This is a genomic window from Streptomyces spongiae (genome assembly GCF_009377185.1).
In the GTDB taxonomy this organism is placed as follows: domain Bacteria; phylum Actinomycetota; class Actinomycetes; order Streptomycetales; family Streptomycetaceae; genus Streptomyces; species Streptomyces spongiae.
This window is the reverse complement of the sequence record NZ_VJZC01000055.1, coordinates 1-19771: the sequence shown is the minus strand read 5'-3', so window position 1 is coordinate 19771 and position 19771 is coordinate 1. Positions and strand designations below refer to the sequence as shown.

The window sequence follows — 19771 nt, the reverse complement described above, 5'->3', positions numbered from 1 at the left end:
GTTCCCTTCGAGAGATGATGACGATCTCGACGGTAACCCTAAACTAAGGCAAGCCTTACTTGGTACGCGGGTCCGGTTGATGACCCCATAAGGCGGTCTTATGGGGTGCCATGGATGACGATCACGGGGTGCCGCGCTCCGAAGACCCGGACTCGGAACCGGAGTTGGACGGTCCGCCGTTCTCGGCGTCCGAGGCGTCCGAGGCGTCCGAGGCGTCCGTGTCGTGAGCGGGGGCGTCGCTGCCCGTCGGGCGCAGCAGCTTCGCGCCGCCTCCCACCCGCTCCAGGGGCTTCGTCAGCGCGCGCAACGAGAAGCCCCCACGCTTGCGGGGCTCCTCCCGCGCCGCGGGGACCGCCGGTGCGGCCGAGCCCTCCCGGAAGGCGGCCAGCGCCTCATGGGCGCGTTCGGCGGCCTCGCGGTACAGGTCGCGCGACTTGGTCATCGCCTCCAGGGCCTCGGAGTACTGGGCCACCAGCGCCCGTGCCTCGTCGACCGTGTACAGGTGCCAGTCGTCCCGCAGTTCGGCCACGGCCTGCTCGGACCATGGGGCCAGCGGCCTGGGCAGCGCGGCGTAGCGCACCACCGCGTCGATGAGCTCTTTGGGCTCCGAGCCGTCGAGGAAGACACTGCGTACGGTGAAGTCCTGGTCCTCGTAACCGGGGCGGGGCGGAGCACCTGGCAGCACGACGGCGCCTCCGCGCGGCACCCGCACCCCCAGGTCGTAGAGCGCCCAATTGACGATCCGGTACTGGTCCGGAGCGGCCCGGTGCTCCACGATGCGGTGACGCAGACTGGCGGGCATCAGCGGTGCCAGGGGACGCCGCCCGCGCTGATCGGGCGTCATGGCCTCGTGGACGACGATGTGGATGCTCCAGGTGTTCCGACCGCAGTCCTTGAGCAGGCGCTTGAGGTCCTTGTCCTCCGCCGGCAGCGCATTGGACTCACGGAGGCGGAGCCCCGGAACCATGTCGTGGTCCCACGAGGCGTCTTCGGGCCAGAACATGGCGGCGGGCGACGGCCAGTCGAGGTCCCAGGGCTGGTCCGCCTCCGCGACCAGCACCCATTCCCGTGCGTCGTCCGTGTCGCCGGGTGGGCCGATGGTCAGTCGTGCCCGTACCACGACCTCGTCGGCGACCCGCCAACGTGCTTCGAAGGCGTGCCGTTCCACATCGTCGCGCGGGGCGTCGTACTCCAGATGGTCGTCGATCTCACCGTCGTCCTTCAGTCCGGTCAGCCGTTGCCGGACGGATTCCTCGGCTCCGGAGCCGAGATGGCGTCCGCGGGACAGCCAGACGGCGTCGGGAGCCGTGGCACGGGCGGTGGGGGACTTGGCCATGGATCACTCTGCACAGGTGGGGGTCGGCGGACGCGTCCCAGTATGGTCCGCCCACGTCAGACACGGGAAATTCACACACCGGGAAAGAGGTCCGCCTGGAATCCTCCGGCCAGGGACTGTTCGGCCCAGATGACCTTGCCCGCGGGGGTGTACCGGGTGCCCCAGCGCTCGGAGAGCTGGGCGATCAGGAACAGGCCGCGGCCTCCCTCGTCCGTGTCGGCGGCGTAGCGCAGGTGGGGTGAGGTGCTGCTGGTGTCGGAGACCTCGCAGATCAGGGTGCGGTCGTACAGCACACGGACCCGGATGGGGCCGCTGCCGTAGCGGATCGCGTTGGTGACCAGCTCGCTGAGGATCAGCTCGGTGGTGAACTCCAGCTGCTCCAGCCCCCATTCCGACAGCTGCCGGGACACCGAGGCACGCACCTGGCCGACCGCGGCCGGGTCGGACGGCACCGCCCAGTCGGCGACACGGCCGCTGTCGAGGGCGCGGGTGTCGGCGACGATCAGGGCGATGTCGTCGCTCGCCCGGCCCGGCAGCAGGGCGTCCAGAACGGCCTGGCAGGTGCCGTCCGGGGAGGCGTCGGTGCCCGCGTGGACCAGGGCGGTGCGCAGCAGGTCGAGGCCGGCGCCGATGTCCCGTTCCCGGTCCTCGACGAGGCCGTCGGTGTACAGCACCAGGCGGCTGCCCTCCGGCAGCTCGAGGTCGGCCGTCTCGAACGGGAGGCCGCCCACCCCGAGCGGCGGACCGGCCGGCACCTCGGGGAACTCGACGGTGCCGTCCGGGAGGACGACCGCCGGCGGCGGATGCCCGGCCCGTGCCAGCGTGCAGTGCCGTGAGACCGGATCGTAGATCGCGTACAGGCAGGTGGCGCCGGTGACCGCGGCACCGCTGCCCTCTTCCGCCTCGTCCTGGTCGATACGGTTCACCAGCTCGTCGAGGTGCCCCAGGAGCTCGTCGGGCGGCAGGTCCAGGGCGGAGAAGTTGTGGACCGCCGTCCGCAGCCGCCCCATCGTGGCCGCGGCGTGCAGCCCGTGGCCGACGACGTCACCCACGACGACGGCGACGCGGGTGCCGGACAGCGGCAGCACGTCGAACCAGTCGCCGCCCACCCCGGCCTGCGCGGGCAGATACCGGTAGGCGATGTCCAGGGCACTCTGCTCGGGCAGGCTGCGCGGGAGCAGGCTGCGCTGCAGGGTCACGGCCATGGCGTGCTCGCGCGCGTAGCGGCGTGCGTTGTCGATCGAGATCGCGGCCCGGGCGACGAGTTCCTCGGCGAGGGTCACTTCCTCCGGATCGAAGGGTTCGGGCTTCTCCGAGCGCCAGAAGTTGACCAGGCCCATCACCAGGGGGCCCGCCCGCAGCGGGACGGTGATCAGCGAGTGGATGCCGTACTCCACGACCCGCGTGGCCCGGTCCGGGTCCTGCGCCATCCACCAGGGCGCCCGGCTGAGGTCGGGCTCCAGGTGGGCCTGGCCGGTGCTGAGGCTGCGCGCCTGCGGCGAGGAGGGGACGAAGGCGATCTCCTCGCCCACCGGGTACAGAGGAGCGTCCTTGCGGATCCCGCCGCCGGCCGTGCGACGCAGTGGGGCGCCCGCGTCGGGCTCGTCGCCGGTCAGTACGGCCTGGGACAGGTCCACGGTGACGAAGTCCGCGAACCGGGGGACGGCCACCTCGGCCAGTTCCTCGGCGGTACGCGTCACGTCCAGGGTCGTGCCGATGCCCACGCCGGCGTCGTAGAGCAGCTTGAGACGCTCCCGCGCCACCTCGGCCCGGCCGGACAGGGCGCGCAGCTCGGTCGAGTCGCGGAGCGTGGCGACGCTGCCCGACGGGGCGCCCTGGAGGTCCGTGGGCCGCTGGTTGATCGCCAGCAGCCGGTCGTCCACCAGGTGCACCTCGTCCGTGGCGACGCGCCCCGAGGCCAGCAGCTCGGCGGTGTCCCTGTCGAGGCCGAGGGCGTGGACGTGCCTGCCCTCGGCGTCGGCGGGCAGGTCGAGCAGGCGCTGCGCCTCGTCGTTGGCGAGCAGCAGCCGACCCCCGCCGTCGATGATGATCACGCCCTCGCGGACGGCGTGCAGCACCGCGTCGTGGTGCTCGTACATCCGGGTCATCTCGGACGGGCCCAGGCCGTGGGTCTGGCGCGTCAGCCGTCTGCTGACAAGTGCGGTGCCCGCCGTGGCGAGGGCGAGCGCCGCGGCAGCCGCACCCAGCAGGAGCGGCAGCTGCCGGTCCGCGACACCGCCCACGTTCTCGGTCGTGATGCCGGCCGAGACGAGACCTACGACCGAGCCGCCGGGGTCCTTGACCGGCACCACGGCCTGCACCAGCTGCCCTATGGTGCCGTCGATCTCCTCCGTGACGGCACGGCCCTGAAGCGCGGGCTCGATGTCCCCGACGAACTTCTTGCCGATGCGGTCCTGCTTGGGGTGGGTGTAGCGGATCCCGTCGGTGTTCATCACCACGATGAAGTCCACCTTCGACTGCACGCGGGCGGCCTCGGCCCGCGGCTGCAGCACGGCGGTGGGATCGGGACCGGCCAGCGCCTCCCGGGTGCCCGGCGCGTTCGCGAACGTCTCGGCGACGGCGAGTGAACGGTTGCGGGCCTCCTGGGTGCTGTCGTGCCGCACCTGCAGCACCAGCGCCACCACGGCCGACACGACCAGCAGCAGCACGATCACGACCTGGAGCAGGAACACCTGTCCGGCGACGCTGCGCCCGCTCAGCGCCGACCGCAGTCCGGCGACCGGCCGCCACCCCGCTCGGCCCAATAGTCGGATCATGTGCCCATGTCTACACTGCCCCGCGCCAGGAGGCGAGGGGCGTCACACACGGTCACAGACAGTCGTCGTCCGCCGGGCCCCGCGATCACTTCACACGGTCGCGGAGCGCGGCCAGGGCACGGTCGGCGTGGGCGCTCATCCGCAGTTCGCTGCGCACCACCTCCAGGACCGTCCGGTCCTCCGCTATCACGAAGGTGACGCGCTTCGTCGGCGCCAGGGAGAAACCGCGCTTGACCCCGAACCGCTCACGAACCGTCCCGTCGGCGTCGGACAGCAGCGGGAAACCCAGCGTGTGACGCCCGGCGAACTCCTGCTGACGGTCGACCGCGTCCCCGCTGATCCCCACCGGCCGCGCGCCGGCGGCGGCGAACTCGGCGGCCAGGTCACGGAAGTGGCACGCCTCGGCGGTACACCCGGGGGAGAGGGCGGCCGGGTAGAAGAACAGCACCACCGGCCCCTCGCCGAGCAGCTCCGACAGTCGGCGCACCGTCCCGGACTCGTCCGGCAGCTCGAAGTCCTCGACCTTGTCGCCGACGTCCACACCACGTGTCATGACCGGCTCTCCTGCCCCTTGGCGACACCCCGTGCCCACAGCACGAGCGGAACCTGCAACGGAAGCCGGGCGAAGGCAGCCGTCCGCAGCGGTGCGGAACGGTGGCGCCAGTCCACGGCCATCTGGACGTTGGCGGGAAACACACCGACGAAGAAGGCCGCCGCGGCCTGAGCCGAGACCCGCCGTGTGCGGGGCAGCGCCACACCGGCCGCCAGTGCCAGCTCGGCCACACCGCTCGCGTACGTCCAGGCGCGCGGCGAGCCCGGCAGGGCGCGCGGCACGGTGGCGTCGAACGGGCGGGGCGCGACGAAGTGGCAGACACCCGCGCCGGCCAGCAGACCGGCGAGCAGCAGAGCCGAACGCTCCGAGCGGGACACGTTTCTCCTTCTCCGGGGTGGCTTCCCTGAAGCGCTCAGGCAGTCCCGGAGCACCCCAACGGCCATAGAGTAGTCGGCCCTTGATCAGGGAAACCGGTCAGGGGCCTGTCCCGTGTGACAAGCCCCTGACCAGTTGCTTCGGATCTGTCACCGCACTGCGCGGCGAGTGCTCAGAAGGTGAGCTTCCAGCTGTCGATGTAGCCGGTGTCCAGGCTGGCCACATCCTGCACCCGCAGCTTCCAGACTCCGGCTGCCGTCTCCGAGGAGGCGTCGACGGTGTACGTCGCGTTGACGTTGTCGGCGGAGTCCGAGGCGGAGGAGTCCTTCAGCCGGTACGCCGTACCGTCCGGCGCGACCAGGTCGATCACGAGGTCACCGCGCCAGGTGTGGACGATCTTCACCTCCACGCTGAGCGCGCTGGAGGCGGGGCCGCCGCGGTTCACGTTGATCGGCGACTCGACGGTGTCGTTGTCGGGGATCTGGTAGTCCGAGGTGTTCTCGAAGACGGTGCCGTCACTTTCTTCGTCGACGGTCCAGGCGAAGCTCGCCGTGCCCGTCTCACCGGCCTCGTCGGTCACCGTGATCGTCGGCGTGAAGCTGCCGACCTCGGTCGGCGCACCCGAGACGCGGCCCGTGGAGGCGTCGATCGACAGGCCGGCCGGCAGGCCCGTGGCCGCGTAGGACAGAGCGCCGGGGTTGGTCGACGACGCCCGCACGTCGAGGCTGACCTCCTGGCCCACCAGGGAGTACTGGCTGCCCGGGGGCACCACCGTCACACCGTCCACGATCCGGGAGCCCACGTTGATCGCGGCCCAGGCGTTCGCGGTGTTGTTGTACGTCTCCGAACCGAACCCGAACAGGTCGGCGGCGGACTGCAGGGTGGCGGTGCGGGCGCCGGCGTAGTTGGTCGTGGACGTCATGTACGTGGTCAGCGCCCGGAACCAGATCTTCTCGGCGTTGGCCCGGCCGATCGGCGTCACCGGGAGACCGTCGTAGGTGGGGGAGTCGTAGTCGACCCCGTTGACGGTCTTCGCGCCGCTGCCCTCCGAGGCCAGGTAGAACCAGTGGTTGGCCGGGCCGGAGGAGTAGTGGACGTCGATCGAACCGAGCGAGGAGGACCAGTTGTCGCGTGAGGCGCCGTCCTTGCTGGGCTTGTCCATGTAACGCAGCGGCGTGCCGTCGCCGTTGATGTCGATCTTCTCGCCCACCAGGTAGTCGCCCACGTCCTGGGAGTTGTCGGCGGCGAACTCGACGGCCGCGGCGAAGATGTCGGAGGTCGCCTCGTTCAGACCGCCCGACTCACCGCTGTAGTTGAGGCCGGCGGTGACCGAGGTGAGGCCGTGCGTCATCTCGTGCGCGGCCACGTCTATGGAGGTCAGCGGGTTGGCGTTCCCCGCGCCGTCGCCGTACGTCATGCAGAAGCAGGCGTCCTGCCAGAAGGCGTTGACGTAGGCGTTGCCGTAGTGGACCCGGCTGTACGGGGCCACGCCGTCGTTGCGCAGGCCGTTGCGGCCGTGCACGTTCTTGTAGTAGTCCCAGGTCAGCGCCGCGCCGTAGTGTGCGTCCGCGCCCGCGGTCTCCGCGTTGGCCGTGGTGCCGTCGCCCCACACGTCGTCGGTCCCGCTGAACAGGGTGCCCGTACCGGAGCTGCCCCGGTTCAGGTTGTACGTGCGGTGGTTGCCCCGGTCGGCGTCGCTGAGCGTGTACGTCGACCCCGACTGGCTGGTGCCGAGCGACACCGTGCCGCTGTAGCGCGTGTTGCCGGTGCCGGTGTGCACGCCCTCGTACTCGAACAGCGTGTCGCCGGACTGCGCGTCGGTGATGACGTGCAGTTCACTGGGCGTGTCGTCGTCCTGGAGGCCGCTCACCACGGTCTCGTACGCGAGTGTCGGCGTGCCCTTCGCGGCCCAGACGACCTTGCGGGTGCTGTCCGCCTCGGTCTTGGTGGAGCCCTCGGCCCGCGCCGCCTTGACGGCCTGCCGCTCGACCGCGGCCCGGCTCACCTCGGCGCTGAGGTCCGACACCTTCAGCTGGGGCTTGTAGCTCCGGGTCACACTGTCGACGGCCCCGGACTTCGACGCGTGGACGACGAGGTCGCCGCCGAGCACGGGGAGGCCGGCGTAGGTGCGCTCGTAGCGGGTGTGGACGGTGCCGTCGGCGTCCTTGACGACGTCGCGTACCTTCAACTCCTCCTGGGCGCCCAGGCCGAGGCGGTCTCCGGTGGTGTCGGCGCCCTTCTCGGCGCGGCGGATGAGGGTCTCGCGCTGAGAGGGGGTCAGCTTCGCGGGCAGCGATCCGCGGTCGGGCTCGGCCGGGGCCACGGTGCGCGTCGCGTCGGCGGCGGCGTTGCTCCGGGCGATCGCCGGGGCGCCCTGAACCGTGACCGCGAGGACGGCAGCCGCGGCGACGAGCGAGGCCGTGGCCGTGGACCGGCTGCGGGTGGAACGGAGGACCGATCTGCGGGTCGGTCTGTGGGGGGTCGAACTCACGCGGACTCCTTGTGCTACGGCCGACGTTGGACGAGCGGCCGAACGAAGGGCCCGCACCCGGATGAGGGCGCGGGTCGTGCAGGGAGAACTGCGATGCGGGTGCAGAACTGCGATGCGGGTGCGCGTGCGCCGCTGGTGAGCGGAGTGGGCACAGAGTGTCAGATGTGAAGGTCTCGTGTCATGGTCACATCAAGTGAATGGCCGGAAAGTGTCCGTATTTCGAGGGAGTGCCTCCGCTTTCCGGACAAGTGCCGAAGCCCGTGGGAAACCTGCTCACGCGGGACGGTGCGTACACCTCGCTCGCCGCGTGGCTGAAGCATGAGAGATTTCTGTGAATCCGGTGGACGGTTGAACACGCGGGGGTTCTGCCTCGTATGGGGCTGGGGATTTTCATGCCCGCCGGCGACGAAGCGTAGGAGTACCCCTTGAGCCGCAACACGCGCAGAAGACGCCCAACTGGCGCCCGGCGTGCCACCTCCGCAGCGATAGCGCTGATCCTGGGCGGTGGCGGACTGGTGGTGGCGAACGTCTACGCCTCCGCCACCGAGAGCGGCGGTTCGTCGCGGCGTACGGACCAGAGCACGGACGACCGGGCACTGGCCTCGGGAGCCGCCACGATCGACTGCCCGGACGTCGGCAGTCAGTTGACAGCCGTGCCGGACCAGGCACGCGCGGAGGTCGACGGGCAACTCGCGCTTCTCGACCAGCAGATCGCCGAGGCCTACCAGCGCCTCAAGAACACGGCGCGGGCCCAACTGCAGGACAGCGGCTTCGCCGAATCCGCGATCATGAACCCGCTGAAGGAGAAGCGCGCCGCGACGATCGAGCGGATCCTGATCTCCGTCGACCGCGTGGGCGACCGTCCCGAGGGCCTCGAAGCCTTCGCCCCTTGTACCTTCCGCGCCTCCGGAAACGAGGGCGACCAGGGCGGCCAGGACCAGAGCCAGGGCGACGGCCAGGACCAGGGCGACGGCCAGGACCAGGGCGACGGCCAGAACCAGGACAACCAGCAGGGCGACAACAACGGCGACCAGGGCGGAAACGGCGGCCAGGCAGGCAACGGACCGGTCGCCGCGGACTTCGTCGACATCGCCACGGTCCAGCCCAACGTCCAAAGTCCGCAACGCCGAAGCGGCGCCTCCCGCGGCACCTTCACCACCGCCTGCGGAGTGAATGAGAACGGCCTGTTCAACTCCGACAACGTGATCGTGGCCCCCGGCGTCACCAACGGCGCCCACCACTTCCACGACTACGTGGGCAACCAGGCCAACGACGCCTTCGCGAGCGACGAGGACCTGGCGAAGGGCGAGACGAGCTGCGAGGCCGAGGGCGACCGGTCCTCCTACTTCTGGCCCGTCCTGCGCCTGCAGAACGGCACCCAGGAGCAGGACGCCAACGCGCCCGGCGGCGGCATCGAGGGCAACACCGGCGAGATCGTCACGCCCCAGCAGGTCACCATGGCCTTCGTGGGCAACCCGCGTGGCAAGGTCACGGAGATGCCGAGGCTCCTGCGCATCATCACCGGAGACGCCAAGGCGTTCGTCAACGGCACCCCCAACGCCAACGCCTCGTGGAGCTGCACGGGCTTCGAGAACGAGGTGCAGCTGAAGGACAAGTACCCGCTCTGCCCCCAGGGCAGTGACGTGGTCCGCACCTTCAAGTTCCAGAGCTGCTGGGACGGCCGCAACATCGACAGCGCCAACCACCGCACCCACGTGGCCTTCGCCGACGCGGACGGCACCTGCGCGAACGGCTTCCAGGCCATTCCGCAGCTCGTCCAGCGCATCGTCTACGACGTCGACGCGCCGAGCCTGAACGACGGCGGCAGCACGACCCCGCTGTTCGCCGTCGACTCCTTCCCCGAGCAACTGCACAAGCCGGTCACCGACCACGGCGACTTCATCAACGTCTTCGACGAAGACCTCATGCGCGAGATGGTCGACTGCGTCAACAGCGGCCGGACGTGCGACGCCGCTTCCGGCGCCGCTGAGAACCCGGAGCCGGGCAGCGACGACGCCGACTCCGCAAAGGAGGAAACGCCGGCCCCCGCCACCAGCGAGCCGGCCCCCGAACCGGACGACGACCAGGCGGAGCAGCCCGCGGACAACAGCGGTGACAGCAGGGACAGCGGCGACAGCGGCAAGGCGGAGCCGAAGATCTACTCCTTGCCCTCGGCCACCCAGCGCGAGCAGACGCCTCCCTCGTCCGATCTCGACAGCGCCACCCCCGGCCCGGAACCGACCACCGGCGAGAACGTCCAGTCGGGCGGTTCTCAGACCCGACCGCAGGCGATCACGGGCGACCTCGCCGACACCGGCGCCCAGTTGTGGCCGGCCGCGGCCGGAGGCGTGCTGCTGATCGTCGGCACCGTCCTGCTACGCCGCATCCGGCGCGGGACGCGATGACATCGCCCGGCGGGCACTCAGCGCCGCGGCCAGCAGACGCTCGTCCAGTTCCATCTCGGCGTCGGGCGTGGAGTCGTTGCAGGGGATACGGGTACGCCGGTCGATCAGCGCCGTCACGGCAGGAAGAGCGGCCGACGCCTGCTGCCCCATCTGCGCCAGCCCGTGCAGGCAGTACTCGCCGATCCCGTAGTCGTCCAGGTACGGCGTCATGTGGGCGAGCAGCCGCGGCAGTGCGCCCGGCCCCGCGTGCCGCAGCCACAGTGCAGCGCACTGGGCCTGGGAGCGGCCCGGCAAACGGAACGTGAGGTTGTACAGCTGGGCCGCCTGCCGGAAGGTCAGCGGCCCGGCGTCCAACAAGGCACCGAAGATCTCCGGGGCGCGGTCGAGGCGGATGACACCGATGGGTTTCGCCGTGAGCAGTGCGGTGGCGGATGCGCTGTCGTAGGCCGACACCGATGGGCGGCGGGTCCGCGGGCTGTGAGGCCGGGGGTACGGCGTGAAGGCAACTCCTCGCAGGAGGGCGCCGTGCGCCCGCATCGCCTCTCGGGAGATCGAGGCCGTGGTGAAGGCGGCCTCGAAGGCCGGACCGAGCTCCGGCCCGCGGTATCGGACGAGCAGCGGCAGCAACTCGACGGGGGCCGCGCGCCAGAGGTGGCACGCCGCGCGGGCGAGCCGCGCGCCGATGTTCCGGGTCACGGGATCATCGAGAAGCCGGGCCACGAGGGCGTACGCCCGTGTCTCGCCGAGCTCGTTGAGCTCCTTCATCGGGCGGGGCGGAGGCCGCCCTTCCGCACTGAGGAATCGATCATGCGGTCGATCATGTCACGGAAAGGCCGGCCAGGAGATGGGCGACCAGAGGGTTCTGGTCGCCCCTGCGCCGGCCCACAGCGACCCGAGTGCGGACGGTGGCCGGCTCGATCCGGCGGAAGGCGACCCCTTTGAGGCGGATGCGCCGGATGCTCGCCGGGGCCAAGGAGACGCCCAGGCCGGTCTCCACCAGGGCGCAGACGGTCTGCCATTCCACGGCGTGCTGGGCCACCCGGGGCGTGAAGCCCGCCGAGGCGCACAGGCCGGCGATCCGGTCATACAGCTGTGGGCCGACCGCGCGGGGGAGGAGCACGAAGGGTGACTCCGCCAACTGGCCCACCCGGACGCTCCGTTGGGCTGCGAGCGCGTGACTGGACGGCAGCACTGCCACGAAGGGCTCGGTCAGTACGGTCCTGAAGTCGAGCTGCGGCTCGTCGGCGGGCGGCTCGCGCAGCAGACCGAGGTCGATGGTCCGGTCGTGCAGGGCGGCGAGTTGGGGCGCCGTGGTCATCTCGTGGATGTCGAGGCGCACCTCGGGGAACCGCTCCCGGTGAGTGCGCAGCAGGCCGGGCAGGACGGTCAGGGCGAGTGAGGCGGCGAAGCCGATCCGCAGCCGACCGGTCCGGCCACTGCCGACGGCACGGGACGCGGCCAGGCCGTCGGCGAGTTCGCTGAGCGCTCGGCGGGCGGCGGGCAGGAGTTCCCGGCCCGCCGGAGTGAGGGCGACGCGTCCCGGTTCACGGGTGAACAGCGCGTGGCCGACCTTGTCCTCCAGACGGCGGATCTGCTGGCTCAGCGGCGGCTGGGCGATACCCAGGCGGGCGGCCGCGTGGCCGAAGTGGAGTTCCTCGGCGAGCACGACGAAGGCGTGCAACTGCGGCAGGGGAAGTTCAGGACGGTCCATACCTCCAGAGATATCAGCCCATGCCCATCCAGGTATTAGACGTATCCACGCTGGTCACCTAGCGTCCGGAACATGACAGAGAGACGTGCGATCCTCAGCGGTTCGACCTTCGAGGAGCAGATCGGATACGCCCGGGCCGTGGTCGACGGCGACTGGGTCCATGTGTCCGGGACGACCGGGTACGACTACGCCACCATGACGATCTCCGACGACGCGGTGGAGCAGGCCGCGCAGTGCCTGCGCAACATCGAGGCCGCGCTGGCCGAGGCGAAGTGCACGTTCGCCGACGTCGTACGTGTCCGGTACCTGCTGCCCGACCGCGACGACTTCGAGCCCTGCTGGCCGCTTCTGCGCGGCGCCTTCGGCGAGGTCCGTCCGGCCGCCACGATGCTCATGTGCGACCTCTACGATCCCCGCATGAAGATCGAGATCGAGGTGTACGCCCGGCGTCACCGCTGAAGGCCGGCCCGGCAGTCGGCTCCGCGACAGTCGACCGAACGGCCCGTTTTCACCCGGCGGTGAGGGGATACGCGGCCTGCATGGTGCAAATCGGATACACGATGATGACGGAACAAGCCGGGCCGCGCGACCTCGTCGATCACGTCGTCGGCGCGGAGGACGCCGGCTTCGACTTCTCGGTGACGAGTGACCACTACTTCCCCTGGCTGCGCTCCCAGGGCCACTCGCCCTACGCCTGGGCCGTCCTCGGTGCCGCGGCCCAGGCGACGTCACGCATCCCGCTGATGACGTACGTGACGTGCCCGACGTTCCGCTACCACCCGGCCGTCGTGGCACAGAAGGCCGCGACACTGCAACTGCTCTCCGAGGGCAGGTTCCGCCTGGGCCTCGGCTCGGGTGAGAACCTCAACGAGCATGTCGTGGGCCGTGGTTGGCCGTCCGTCGACGTACGGCACGAGATGTTCGAAGAGGCCGTCGGTATCATCCGCGCGCTGTTCGAGGGCGGTCACGTCACCCACCACGGCAAGCACTACGACGTCGACTCGGCACGCCTGTGGGACCTGCCGGACGCGCCGCCGCCCATCGGCATCGCCGTGTCCGGTGAGCGCTCCTGTGCCCTCGCCGGACGCCTGGCCGACCTGGTCATCGCCACCGAGCCCAAGCGGGAGCTGGTCACCGCGTTCGACCGGCACGGCGGCACGGGCAAGCCCCGGGTGGGGCAACTGCCGATCTGCTTCGACACCGACCGCGACGCGGCCGTCGCCCGCGCCCACGACCAGTTCCGCTGGTTCGGCGGTGGCTGGAAGGTCAACTCCGAGCTCCCGCACCCCGATTCGTTCGCCGGGGCCACGCAGTACGTGACGCCCGACGACGTCGCCGGGTCCATCCCCTGCGGCGACGACCCCGACGCCTTCGTGGCGGCCGTACGGCCCTACGTGGAGGCCGGATTCTCGGAAGTCGCCCTCGTACAGATCGGCGGCGACAGCCAGCACGCCTACCTGGAGTGGTCGGCGAAGACACTGCTGCCCGCACTCCGGGACGCGTTCGCCTGAACCAGGACCACTGAGGCCACCGGCGCGCCGGTCGGCGGGGCGAGTGCCATCGGCTGGTGGCAAGGTGGGGGGGACCGGGCTCCAGCCGGGCGGCGTCCGAGGGCGGGCCGCCCCGTGAGAAAGGAACTCTCGATGGACGAGCCGGACGAGCGCTTCGACGTCGTCGTACTGGGGGCGGGCCCCGGCGGCTACGTGGCCGCCATCCGCGCGGCCCAGCTGGGCAAACGGGTCGCCGTGGTCGAGGAGAAGTACTGGGGCGGCGTCTGCCTGAACGTGGGCTGCATCCCCACCAAGGCCCTGCTGCGCAACGCCGAACTGGCGCACATCTTCACGCGTGAGGCGAAGACGTTCGGTATCAAGGTCGACGGGCAGGTCTCCTTCGACTACGGCGAGGCATTCCGCCGCAGCCGCCGGGTCGCGGACGGCCGGGTCAAGGGCGTCCACTACCTGATGAAGAAGAACAAGATCGCGGAGATCGACGGCCGCGGCACGTTCCTCGACCCCCACACCCTCGAGGTGGCCGGCTACGACGGCGACACGCGCACCATCGGCTTCGACCACTGCGTCATCGCCACCGGCGCCACGCCGAAGCTGCTGCCCGGCACGCGCCGTACGTCGCGTGTGGTGACGTACGAGGAGCAGATCCTCGCCGAGGACCTGCCGCAGTCGATCATCATCGCGGGCGCCGGTGCCATCGGCATCGAGTTCGCGTACGTCCTGCACAACTACGGCGTGAAGGTCACCGTCGTGGAGTTCCTGGACCGGGTCGCCCCGCTGGAAGACGCCGACGTCTCCGCCGAACTCGCCAAGCAGTACCGCAAGCTGGGCATCGACGTCCTCACCTCCACCCGGGTCGACGCCGTCGACGAGTCCGGACAGCAGGTCCGCGTCACCGTCACCGGCAAGGACGGCACCCAGCGGGTCCTGGAGTCCGACAAGGTGCTCCAGGCGATCGGCTTCGCGCCGAACGTCACCGGCTACGGCCTGGAGAAGACCGGCGTCACCGTCACCGAGCGCGGGGCGATCGACGTCGACGGCCGCTGCCGCACGTCCGTGCCGCACATCTACGCCATCGGCGACGCCACCGCCAAGCTCATGCTCGCGCACGCCGCCGAGGCGATGGGCGTGATCGCCGCCGAAACCATCGCGGACGCCGAGACGATGGAGCTCGACTACGTGATGATCCCGCGCTCCACCTACTGCCAGCCCCAGATCGCCAGCTTCGGTTACACCGAGGCCCAGGCGCGAGAGCTGGGCTACGACGTCAAGGTGGCGAAGTTCCCGTTCACCGCGAACGGCAAGGCGCACGGCCTCGGCGACACCACCGGCTTCGTGAAGCTGATCAGCGACGCCAGGCACGGCGAGATCGTGGGCGCCCACCTCATCGGCCCCGACGTCACCGAGCTGCTTCCCGAGCTGACCCTGGCCCAGCAGTGGGACCTCACCGTCCACGAGGTCGCCCGCAACGTGCACGCCCACCCGACCCTGGGCGAGGCGGTCAAGGAGGCGGTGCACGGCCTTGCCGGACACATGATCAACATGTGAGGCCGTGCGGTTCTGCCGGGCCCGGGGCTACTTCTCTTCGAAGACGAGGTCCTCGGGCCGGTGGGTGACCCGTCCCGCGGCGGCCCGCACCGCCGCGGACCGCGATGAGGACCAAAGCCACGCAGCCGACGGACCCGCCGACCACTTCGACCGGGCAGGGCGGCTCCTGAAGGACCGGCAGCCGCACGACCTGTCGATCACGGACGCCGTCTCCGTCAACGGTTCCCTGGAGCTCCAGCTGATGGCGACGAACGTCGACCGCGTGGACGTCTACATCGACCAGCGCCCCCGGGCATCGGTCGACCTCACCAACGGCCAGGCCAACGTGACCGTGCCCGACGCGGCCACCGCCCGCTCGGCCCGCGTCGAAGGCTTCGAGGCCGGGCAGCTGGTCGCCAGCAAGACCGAACAGCTGAACTAGCCGCTGACCGGCCGGCAGCACGTGTGGACCCCCGCGGCCTGGCGCCGCGGGGTTCACAGGGGTGCTTCGGGCATGATCCCCAGTTGCGTGAACAGGGCCGCCTGGTCGAAGTACAGGCGGTAACTGACGATGACCCCGTCCTCCACCGTGGCGAGGTCGCAGCCGAGTATCCGGACCTCCTGCTGCGTCGCCGGGAGGGTCTCGCCGCTGGGCAATGCGATGGGCCCGGTGTTGCGGCCACCGAAGAACCCCTCGTCGATCGCGGTGTCACCGGCCTCGTACTTGTGCAGCGACTCGAACGTCGCCTGCGGAATCATCTCCGACATCTGGTCGAAGTACTCGGCGATGCTGTCACGGCCCCTGAGCTCTCCGGCATCGGGTGTGACGGCGACCGCGTCGTGCGCGAAGCACTCGGCGACGGCCTTGGGATCGCGGGCCGTCGTCAGCGCTTCGGTGAGCCGGTCCATGACCTCACGTGCCTGTCCCATGATCCACCTCCTGCGCCCCCACCGCGTTCTGATCGTTTCCCATTCTCCTCTCGCGCCCCGGGCCTCGCGCGCCCTGCACATCAGCGCACGGCCGTGGCTGACGGCGTCGAACAGCCCCAGCAGTCCGAGCCGACCTGCTTGAGCACTCGAGCGCGCCGTGGCACGATCGCGCAGGTGAGCAGCAGACCGCCCGCAGAGCAGCGCCTGAGCGACCTGGCGCGGCTGCGCCGGGTGAAGGACCGGATCGACCGGGAGTACGCGCAGCCGCTGGACGTCGAGGCGCTAGCTCGTGGCGCGAACATGTCGGCCGGGCACCTCAGCCGCCAGTTCCGGCTCGCCTACGGCGAGTCGCCGTACGGCTATCTGATGACGCGGCGCATCGAGCGGGCGATGGCGCTGCTGCGACGTGGCGACCTCAGTGTCACCGAGGTCTGCTTCGCGGTGGGCTGTTCTTCACTGGGCACCTTCAGCACCCGCTTCACGGAACTGGTCGGTATGCCGCCCAGCGTCTATCGGCGCAAGGCGGCGAGCGCGACGGACGGGATGCCGTCGTGTGTGGCGAAGCAGGTGACCAGACCGGTCAGGAATCGAGAAGCGCCCGCACCCGAACCGCACATAGCGTGAGGGCCATGGACATCACCATTCACACCAGTTTCCTCCCGCACGACGACCCGGAGGCCTCCCTGGCCTTCTACCGCGACATCCTCGGCTTCGAGGTCCGCAACGACGTCGGAACCGGCAAGATGCGCTGGATCACGGTCGGCCCCGCCGGCCAGCCCGACACGTCCATCCTCCTGGCGCCGCCCACCGCCGACCCCGGCATCACCGACGACGAGCGCCGCACCATCACCGAGATGATGGCCAAGGGCACCTACGGCTGGATCCTGCTGGCCACCAAGGACCTCAACGCCACCTTCGACAAGCTGCAGGCCGGCGACGCCGAGGTCGTCCAGGAGCCGACCGAGCAGCCGTACGGCGTTCGCGACTGCGCCTTCCGCGATCCCGCGGGCAACATGGTCCGCATCCAGGAACTGCGCTGAGCCACTCGGTGGCCACCGCCACCGTCCCCGAGGGCACCGCCCTTCACCTGCTGTGGATCGAGCCGGGCGACGCCGACGGAGGCCCCGCAGGCGGTCCCGCCCAACAGATGGAGACACGATGAGCACGGGCAAGAGGACGCACACTCAGTCGCCTGCGTCGCACGCTGCCGACAGCCACGATCTGATCCGCGTGCACGGCGCGCGCGAGAACAACCTCAAGGACGTCAGCGTCGAGATCCCCAAGCGTCGGCTCACGGTGTTCACCGGCGTCTCCGGCTCGGGCAAGAGCTCGCTCGTGTTCGACACGATCGCCGCGGAGTCGCAGCGGCTGATCAACGAGACCTACAGCGCCTTCGTACAGGGGTTCATGCCGACACTGGCCCGGCCCGAGGTCGACGTCCTCGACGGGCTGACCACCGCGATCAGCGTCGACCAGCAGCGGATGGGCGGCGACCCCCGCTCCACGGTCGGCACCGCCACCGACGCCAACGCCATGCTGCGCGTCCTCTTCAGCCGGCTCGGGCAGCCGCACATCGGCCCGCCCAGCGCGTACTCCTTCAACACCGCCTCGGTCCGGGCGAGCGGTGCGATCACGGTGGAGCGCGGTGACAGGACCAAGGCCCAGAAAGCGACGTACGAGCGCACCGGCGGCATGTGCAACCACTGCGAGGGCCGGGGCAAGGTTTCCGACATCGACCTCACCCAGCTCTACGACGACACCAAGTCGCTGGCCGAGGGAGCGTTCACCATCCCCGGCTGGAAGTCGGACAGCCAGTGGACCGTACAGCTCTACGCCCAGTCCGGCTTCGTCGACCCGGACAAGCCGATCCGCCAGTACACCAAGAGGGAGATGCATGCCTTCCTCTACGGGGAGCCGACCAAGATCAAGGTCAATGGCATCAACCTCACCTACGAGGGCCTGATCCCCAAGATCCAGAAGTCATTCCTGTCCAAGGACAAGGAATCGATGCAGCCCCACATCCGGGCCTTCGTGGAGCGGGCGGTCACCTTCACCACCTGCCCCGACTGCGACGGCACCCGGCTCAGCGAGGGCGCCCGGTCCTCGAAGATCGGCCGGACCAGCATCGCCGACGCGTGCGCGATGGAGATCCGCGACCTGGCCGAATGGATCCGCGGTCTGAAGGAGCCGTCGGTGGCGCCGCTGCTCACCGCGCTCCAGCACACCCTCGACTCGTTCACGGAGATCGGCCTCGGCTACCTCTCGCTCGACCGGCCCGCGGGCACCCTGTCCGGCGGCGAGGCACAGCGCGTCAAGATGATCCGCCACCTCGGCTCCTCGCTCACCGACGTCACCTACGTCTTCGACGAGCCCACCATCGGACTGCACCCGCACGACATCCAGCGGATGAACGACCTGCTGCTGCGGCTGCGGGACAAGGGCAACACGGTGCTCGTGGTGGAGCACAAGCCGGAGACGATCGCCATAGCGGACCACGTCGTGGACCTCGGCCCCGGCGCCGGCACCGCGGGCGGCACCGTCTGCTTCGAGGGAACCGTGGAGGGCCTGCGGGCGAGCGACACAGTCACCGGCCGCCATCTCGACGACCGTGCCGCGCTCAGGGAGACGGTCCGCAAGCCCACCGGCACGCTTGAGATCCGCGGCGCGACGACGAACAACCTGCGAAACGTCGACGTCGACATCCCGCTCGGCGTGCTCTGCGTCGTCACCGGCGTCGCCGGCTCCGGCAAGAGCTCCCTCATCCACGGTTCCATCCCGGCCCCTGAGGGCGTGGTGGCGGTGGACCAGACGCCGATCCGCGGCTCGCGCCGCAGCAACCCGGCGACGTACACCGGACTGGCCGACCCGATCCGCAAGGCGTTCGCCAAGGTCAACGGAGTGAAGCCGGCGCTGTTCAGCGCCAACTCCGAGGGCGCCTGCCCCACCTGCAACGGCGCGGGCGTCATCTACACCGACCTGGCGATGATGGCCACGGTGGCCACCCTCTGCGAGGACTGTCAGGGGAAGCGGTTCCAGGCATCGGTGCTGGAGTACCACCTCGGTGGTCGCGACATCAGCGAGGTGCTCGCGATGTCGGTGACCGAGGCCGAGGAGTTCTTCGGCGCCGGGGAGGCGCACACACCGGCCGCGCAGCGCATCCTCGCCCGGCTCGCCGACGTCGGGCTCGGCTACCTCACCCTCGGCCAGCCGCTCACCACGCTGTCCGGCGGCGAGCGGCAGCGGCTCAAGCTGGCCACCCACATGGCCGAGAAGGGCGGCGTCTACGTCCTCGACGAGCCGACCGCCGGCCTGCATCTCGCCGACGTCGAGCAACTGCTCGGCCTGCTCGACCGGCTCGTCGACTCCGGCAAGTCGGTCATCGTCGTCGAGCACCACCAGGCGGTCATGGCGCACGCCGACTGGATCGTGGACCTCGGCCCCGGTGCCGGCCACGAGGGAGGCAAGATCGTCTTCGAGGGCACCCCCGCCGACCTCGTCGCCACCCGCTCCACCCTCACTGGGGAGCACCTCGCGGCCTACGTCGGCCGCAAAACCGGTTGATCACCTACGGCGTGTGGGATAGCAAGGACGGGTGATACGAGGCGAGAAGGTCGGGCTGCGGACTCGGCAGGACAGCGATGTTCCTGTTCTCCAGGCCGAACTGTACGAGGACGTGGTCATGCGATCACGTGCCGACTCCGCACCCTGGCGGCCCGTACCGCCGGACGCGGCGGATTCCCCCGCCGCGGCGGCGGCTCCCTCACCGGAGAAGGCCTACTTCTCGGTGGTGGAGCTGGAATCGCGGGAACTGGCGGGCGAGGCCCTGCTGTGGGGAATCGACACGCACAACAGGACGGGCCACCTGGGGATCTCCCTGATCCCGGCCTTCCGCGGACGCGGGCTGGCCGTCGACGTCGTCCGCGTCCTGTGCGAGTACGGATTCGCCGTGCGCGGCCTGCATCGGCTGCAGATCGAGACCCTCGTCGACAACAAGGCGATGATCGCGGCGGCGACCAAGGCCGGATTCTCCGTCGAGGGCACACTGCGGCGCTCCGCGTGGGTGTACGGCGCCTTCGTCGACACGGTCGTCCTCGGCGTGCTTGCCGAGGAATGGGAACAGTAGGCGATTGACGCCGGGGAGGGGCGGGTTGCCGGTGG

General features: G+C 70.2%; 17 protein-coding genes. 9 read left to right on the top strand and 8 right to left on the bottom strand.

The window, feature by feature from the left end:
* Positions 1-121: 121 nt before the first annotated feature.
* The 5 genes from FNH08_RS11405 to FNH08_RS11385 form a co-directional block, all read right to left on the bottom strand.
* Positions 122-1336: a hypothetical protein gene (locus FNH08_RS11405; RefSeq protein ID WP_194238456.1), complete on the bottom strand. Its 1215-nt coding sequence runs from the start codon at positions 1334-1336 to the stop codon at positions 122-124.
* A 71-nt stretch (positions 1337-1407) separates the two neighbouring features.
* Complete coding sequence (locus FNH08_RS11400) at positions 1408-4113, bottom strand: SpoIIE family protein phosphatase/ATP-binding protein (protein WP_152771345.1); 2706 nt, start codon at positions 4111-4113, stop codon at positions 1408-1410.
* Positions 4114-4198: 85 nt separating this feature from the next.
* Entirely contained in the window at positions 4199-4666 is a 468-nt protein-coding gene (locus FNH08_RS11395) for a peroxiredoxin (RefSeq protein WP_152771344.1), read from the bottom strand.
* Positions 4663-5043 carry a DoxX family protein gene (locus tag FNH08_RS11390; protein ID WP_322724248.1) on the bottom strand — a complete coding sequence of 127 codons (381 nt, stop codon included), beginning with the start codon at positions 5041-5043 and terminating at the stop codon, positions 4663-4665. Before FNH08_RS11390 ends, FNH08_RS11395 begins: the two co-directional genes overlap by 4 nt.
* Before the next feature lie 170 nt (positions 5044-5213).
* On the bottom strand, positions 5214-7532 hold the full coding sequence (locus FNH08_RS11385; RefSeq protein WP_322724247.1) for a M4 family metallopeptidase: 2319 nt from the start codon (positions 7530-7532) through the stop codon (positions 5214-5216).
* A gap of 425 nt (positions 7533-7957) precedes the next feature.
* Here FNH08_RS11385 and FNH08_RS11380 point away from each other — a divergent pair, with 425 nt between their 5' ends.
* On the top strand, positions 7958-9937 hold the full coding sequence (locus FNH08_RS11380; RefSeq protein WP_152771342.1) for a DUF1996 domain-containing protein: 1980 nt from the start codon (positions 7958-7960) through the stop codon (positions 9935-9937).
* Here the strand turns inward: FNH08_RS11380 and FNH08_RS11375 are convergent.
* Positions 9908-10702, bottom strand: a complete 795-nt coding sequence (locus tag FNH08_RS11375; RefSeq protein WP_152771341.1) for a hypothetical protein — start codon at positions 10700-10702, stop codon at positions 9908-9910. The genes FNH08_RS11380 and FNH08_RS11375 overlap by 30 nt on opposite strands.
* A 52-nt stretch (positions 10703-10754) precedes the next feature.
* Positions 10755-11648: a LysR family transcriptional regulator gene (locus FNH08_RS11370; RefSeq protein WP_152771340.1), complete on the bottom strand. Its 894-nt coding sequence runs from the start codon at positions 11646-11648 to the stop codon at positions 10755-10757.
* Positions 11649-11720: 72 nt separating this feature from the next.
* Here FNH08_RS11370 and FNH08_RS11365 point away from each other — a divergent pair, with 72 nt between their 5' ends.
* The 4 genes from FNH08_RS11365 (at position 11721) to FNH08_RS11350 (ending at position 15125) form a co-directional block, all read left to right on the top strand.
* Complete coding sequence (locus FNH08_RS11365; protein WP_152771339.1) at positions 11721-12107, top strand: RidA family protein; 387 nt, start codon at positions 11721-11723, stop codon at positions 12105-12107.
* An 80-nt stretch (positions 12108-12187) separates the two neighbouring features.
* A complete protein-coding gene (locus tag FNH08_RS11360) occupies positions 12188-13159 on the top strand; it encodes an LLM class F420-dependent oxidoreductase (protein ID WP_152771338.1) in 972 nt (323 codons plus the stop codon).
* A gap of 132 nt (positions 13160-13291) precedes the next feature.
* Positions 13292-14704 (top strand): dihydrolipoyl dehydrogenase, encoded by a 1413-nt coding sequence (lpdA, locus tag FNH08_RS11355; protein ID WP_152771337.1) that lies wholly within the window; start codon positions 13292-13294, stop codon positions 14702-14704.
* A gap of 64 nt (positions 14705-14768) precedes the next feature.
* Positions 14769-15125: a hypothetical protein gene (locus FNH08_RS11350; RefSeq protein ID WP_194238455.1), complete on the top strand. Its 357-nt coding sequence runs from the start codon at positions 14769-14771 to the stop codon at positions 15123-15125.
* A 53-nt stretch (positions 15126-15178) separates the two neighbouring features.
* Here FNH08_RS11350 and FNH08_RS11345 read toward each other — a convergent pair whose 3' ends face one another.
* On the bottom strand, positions 15179-15613 hold the full coding sequence (locus tag FNH08_RS11345) for a nuclear transport factor 2 family protein (protein ID WP_152771336.1): 435 nt from the start codon (positions 15611-15613) through the stop codon (positions 15179-15181).
* 174 nt (positions 15614-15787) lie between these two features.
* Between FNH08_RS11345 and FNH08_RS11340 the strand changes: the two genes are divergently transcribed.
* From FNH08_RS11340 to FNH08_RS11325, 4 genes are all read left to right on the top strand, one after another.
* The gene (locus tag FNH08_RS11340; protein WP_322724242.1) at positions 15788-16237 is read left to right on the top strand and encodes a helix-turn-helix transcriptional regulator; all 450 of its coding nucleotides are present in this window, start codon (positions 15788-15790) and stop codon (positions 16235-16237) included.
* Positions 16238-16242: 5 nt separating this feature from the next.
* On the top strand, positions 16243-16653 hold the full coding sequence (locus FNH08_RS11335) for a VOC family protein (RefSeq protein WP_152771334.1): 411 nt from the start codon (positions 16243-16245) through the stop codon (positions 16651-16653).
* A 118-nt stretch (positions 16654-16771) separates the two neighbouring features.
* Positions 16772-19174 (top strand): ATP-binding cassette domain-containing protein, encoded by a 2403-nt coding sequence (locus tag FNH08_RS11330; protein WP_152771333.1) that lies wholly within the window; start codon positions 16772-16774, stop codon positions 19172-19174.
* 31 nt (positions 19175-19205) lie between these two features.
* Entirely contained in the window at positions 19206-19736 is a 531-nt protein-coding gene (locus tag FNH08_RS11325; protein ID WP_322724240.1) for a GNAT family N-acetyltransferase, read from the top strand.
* The last annotated feature ends 35 nt before the right edge of the window (positions 19737-19771 follow it).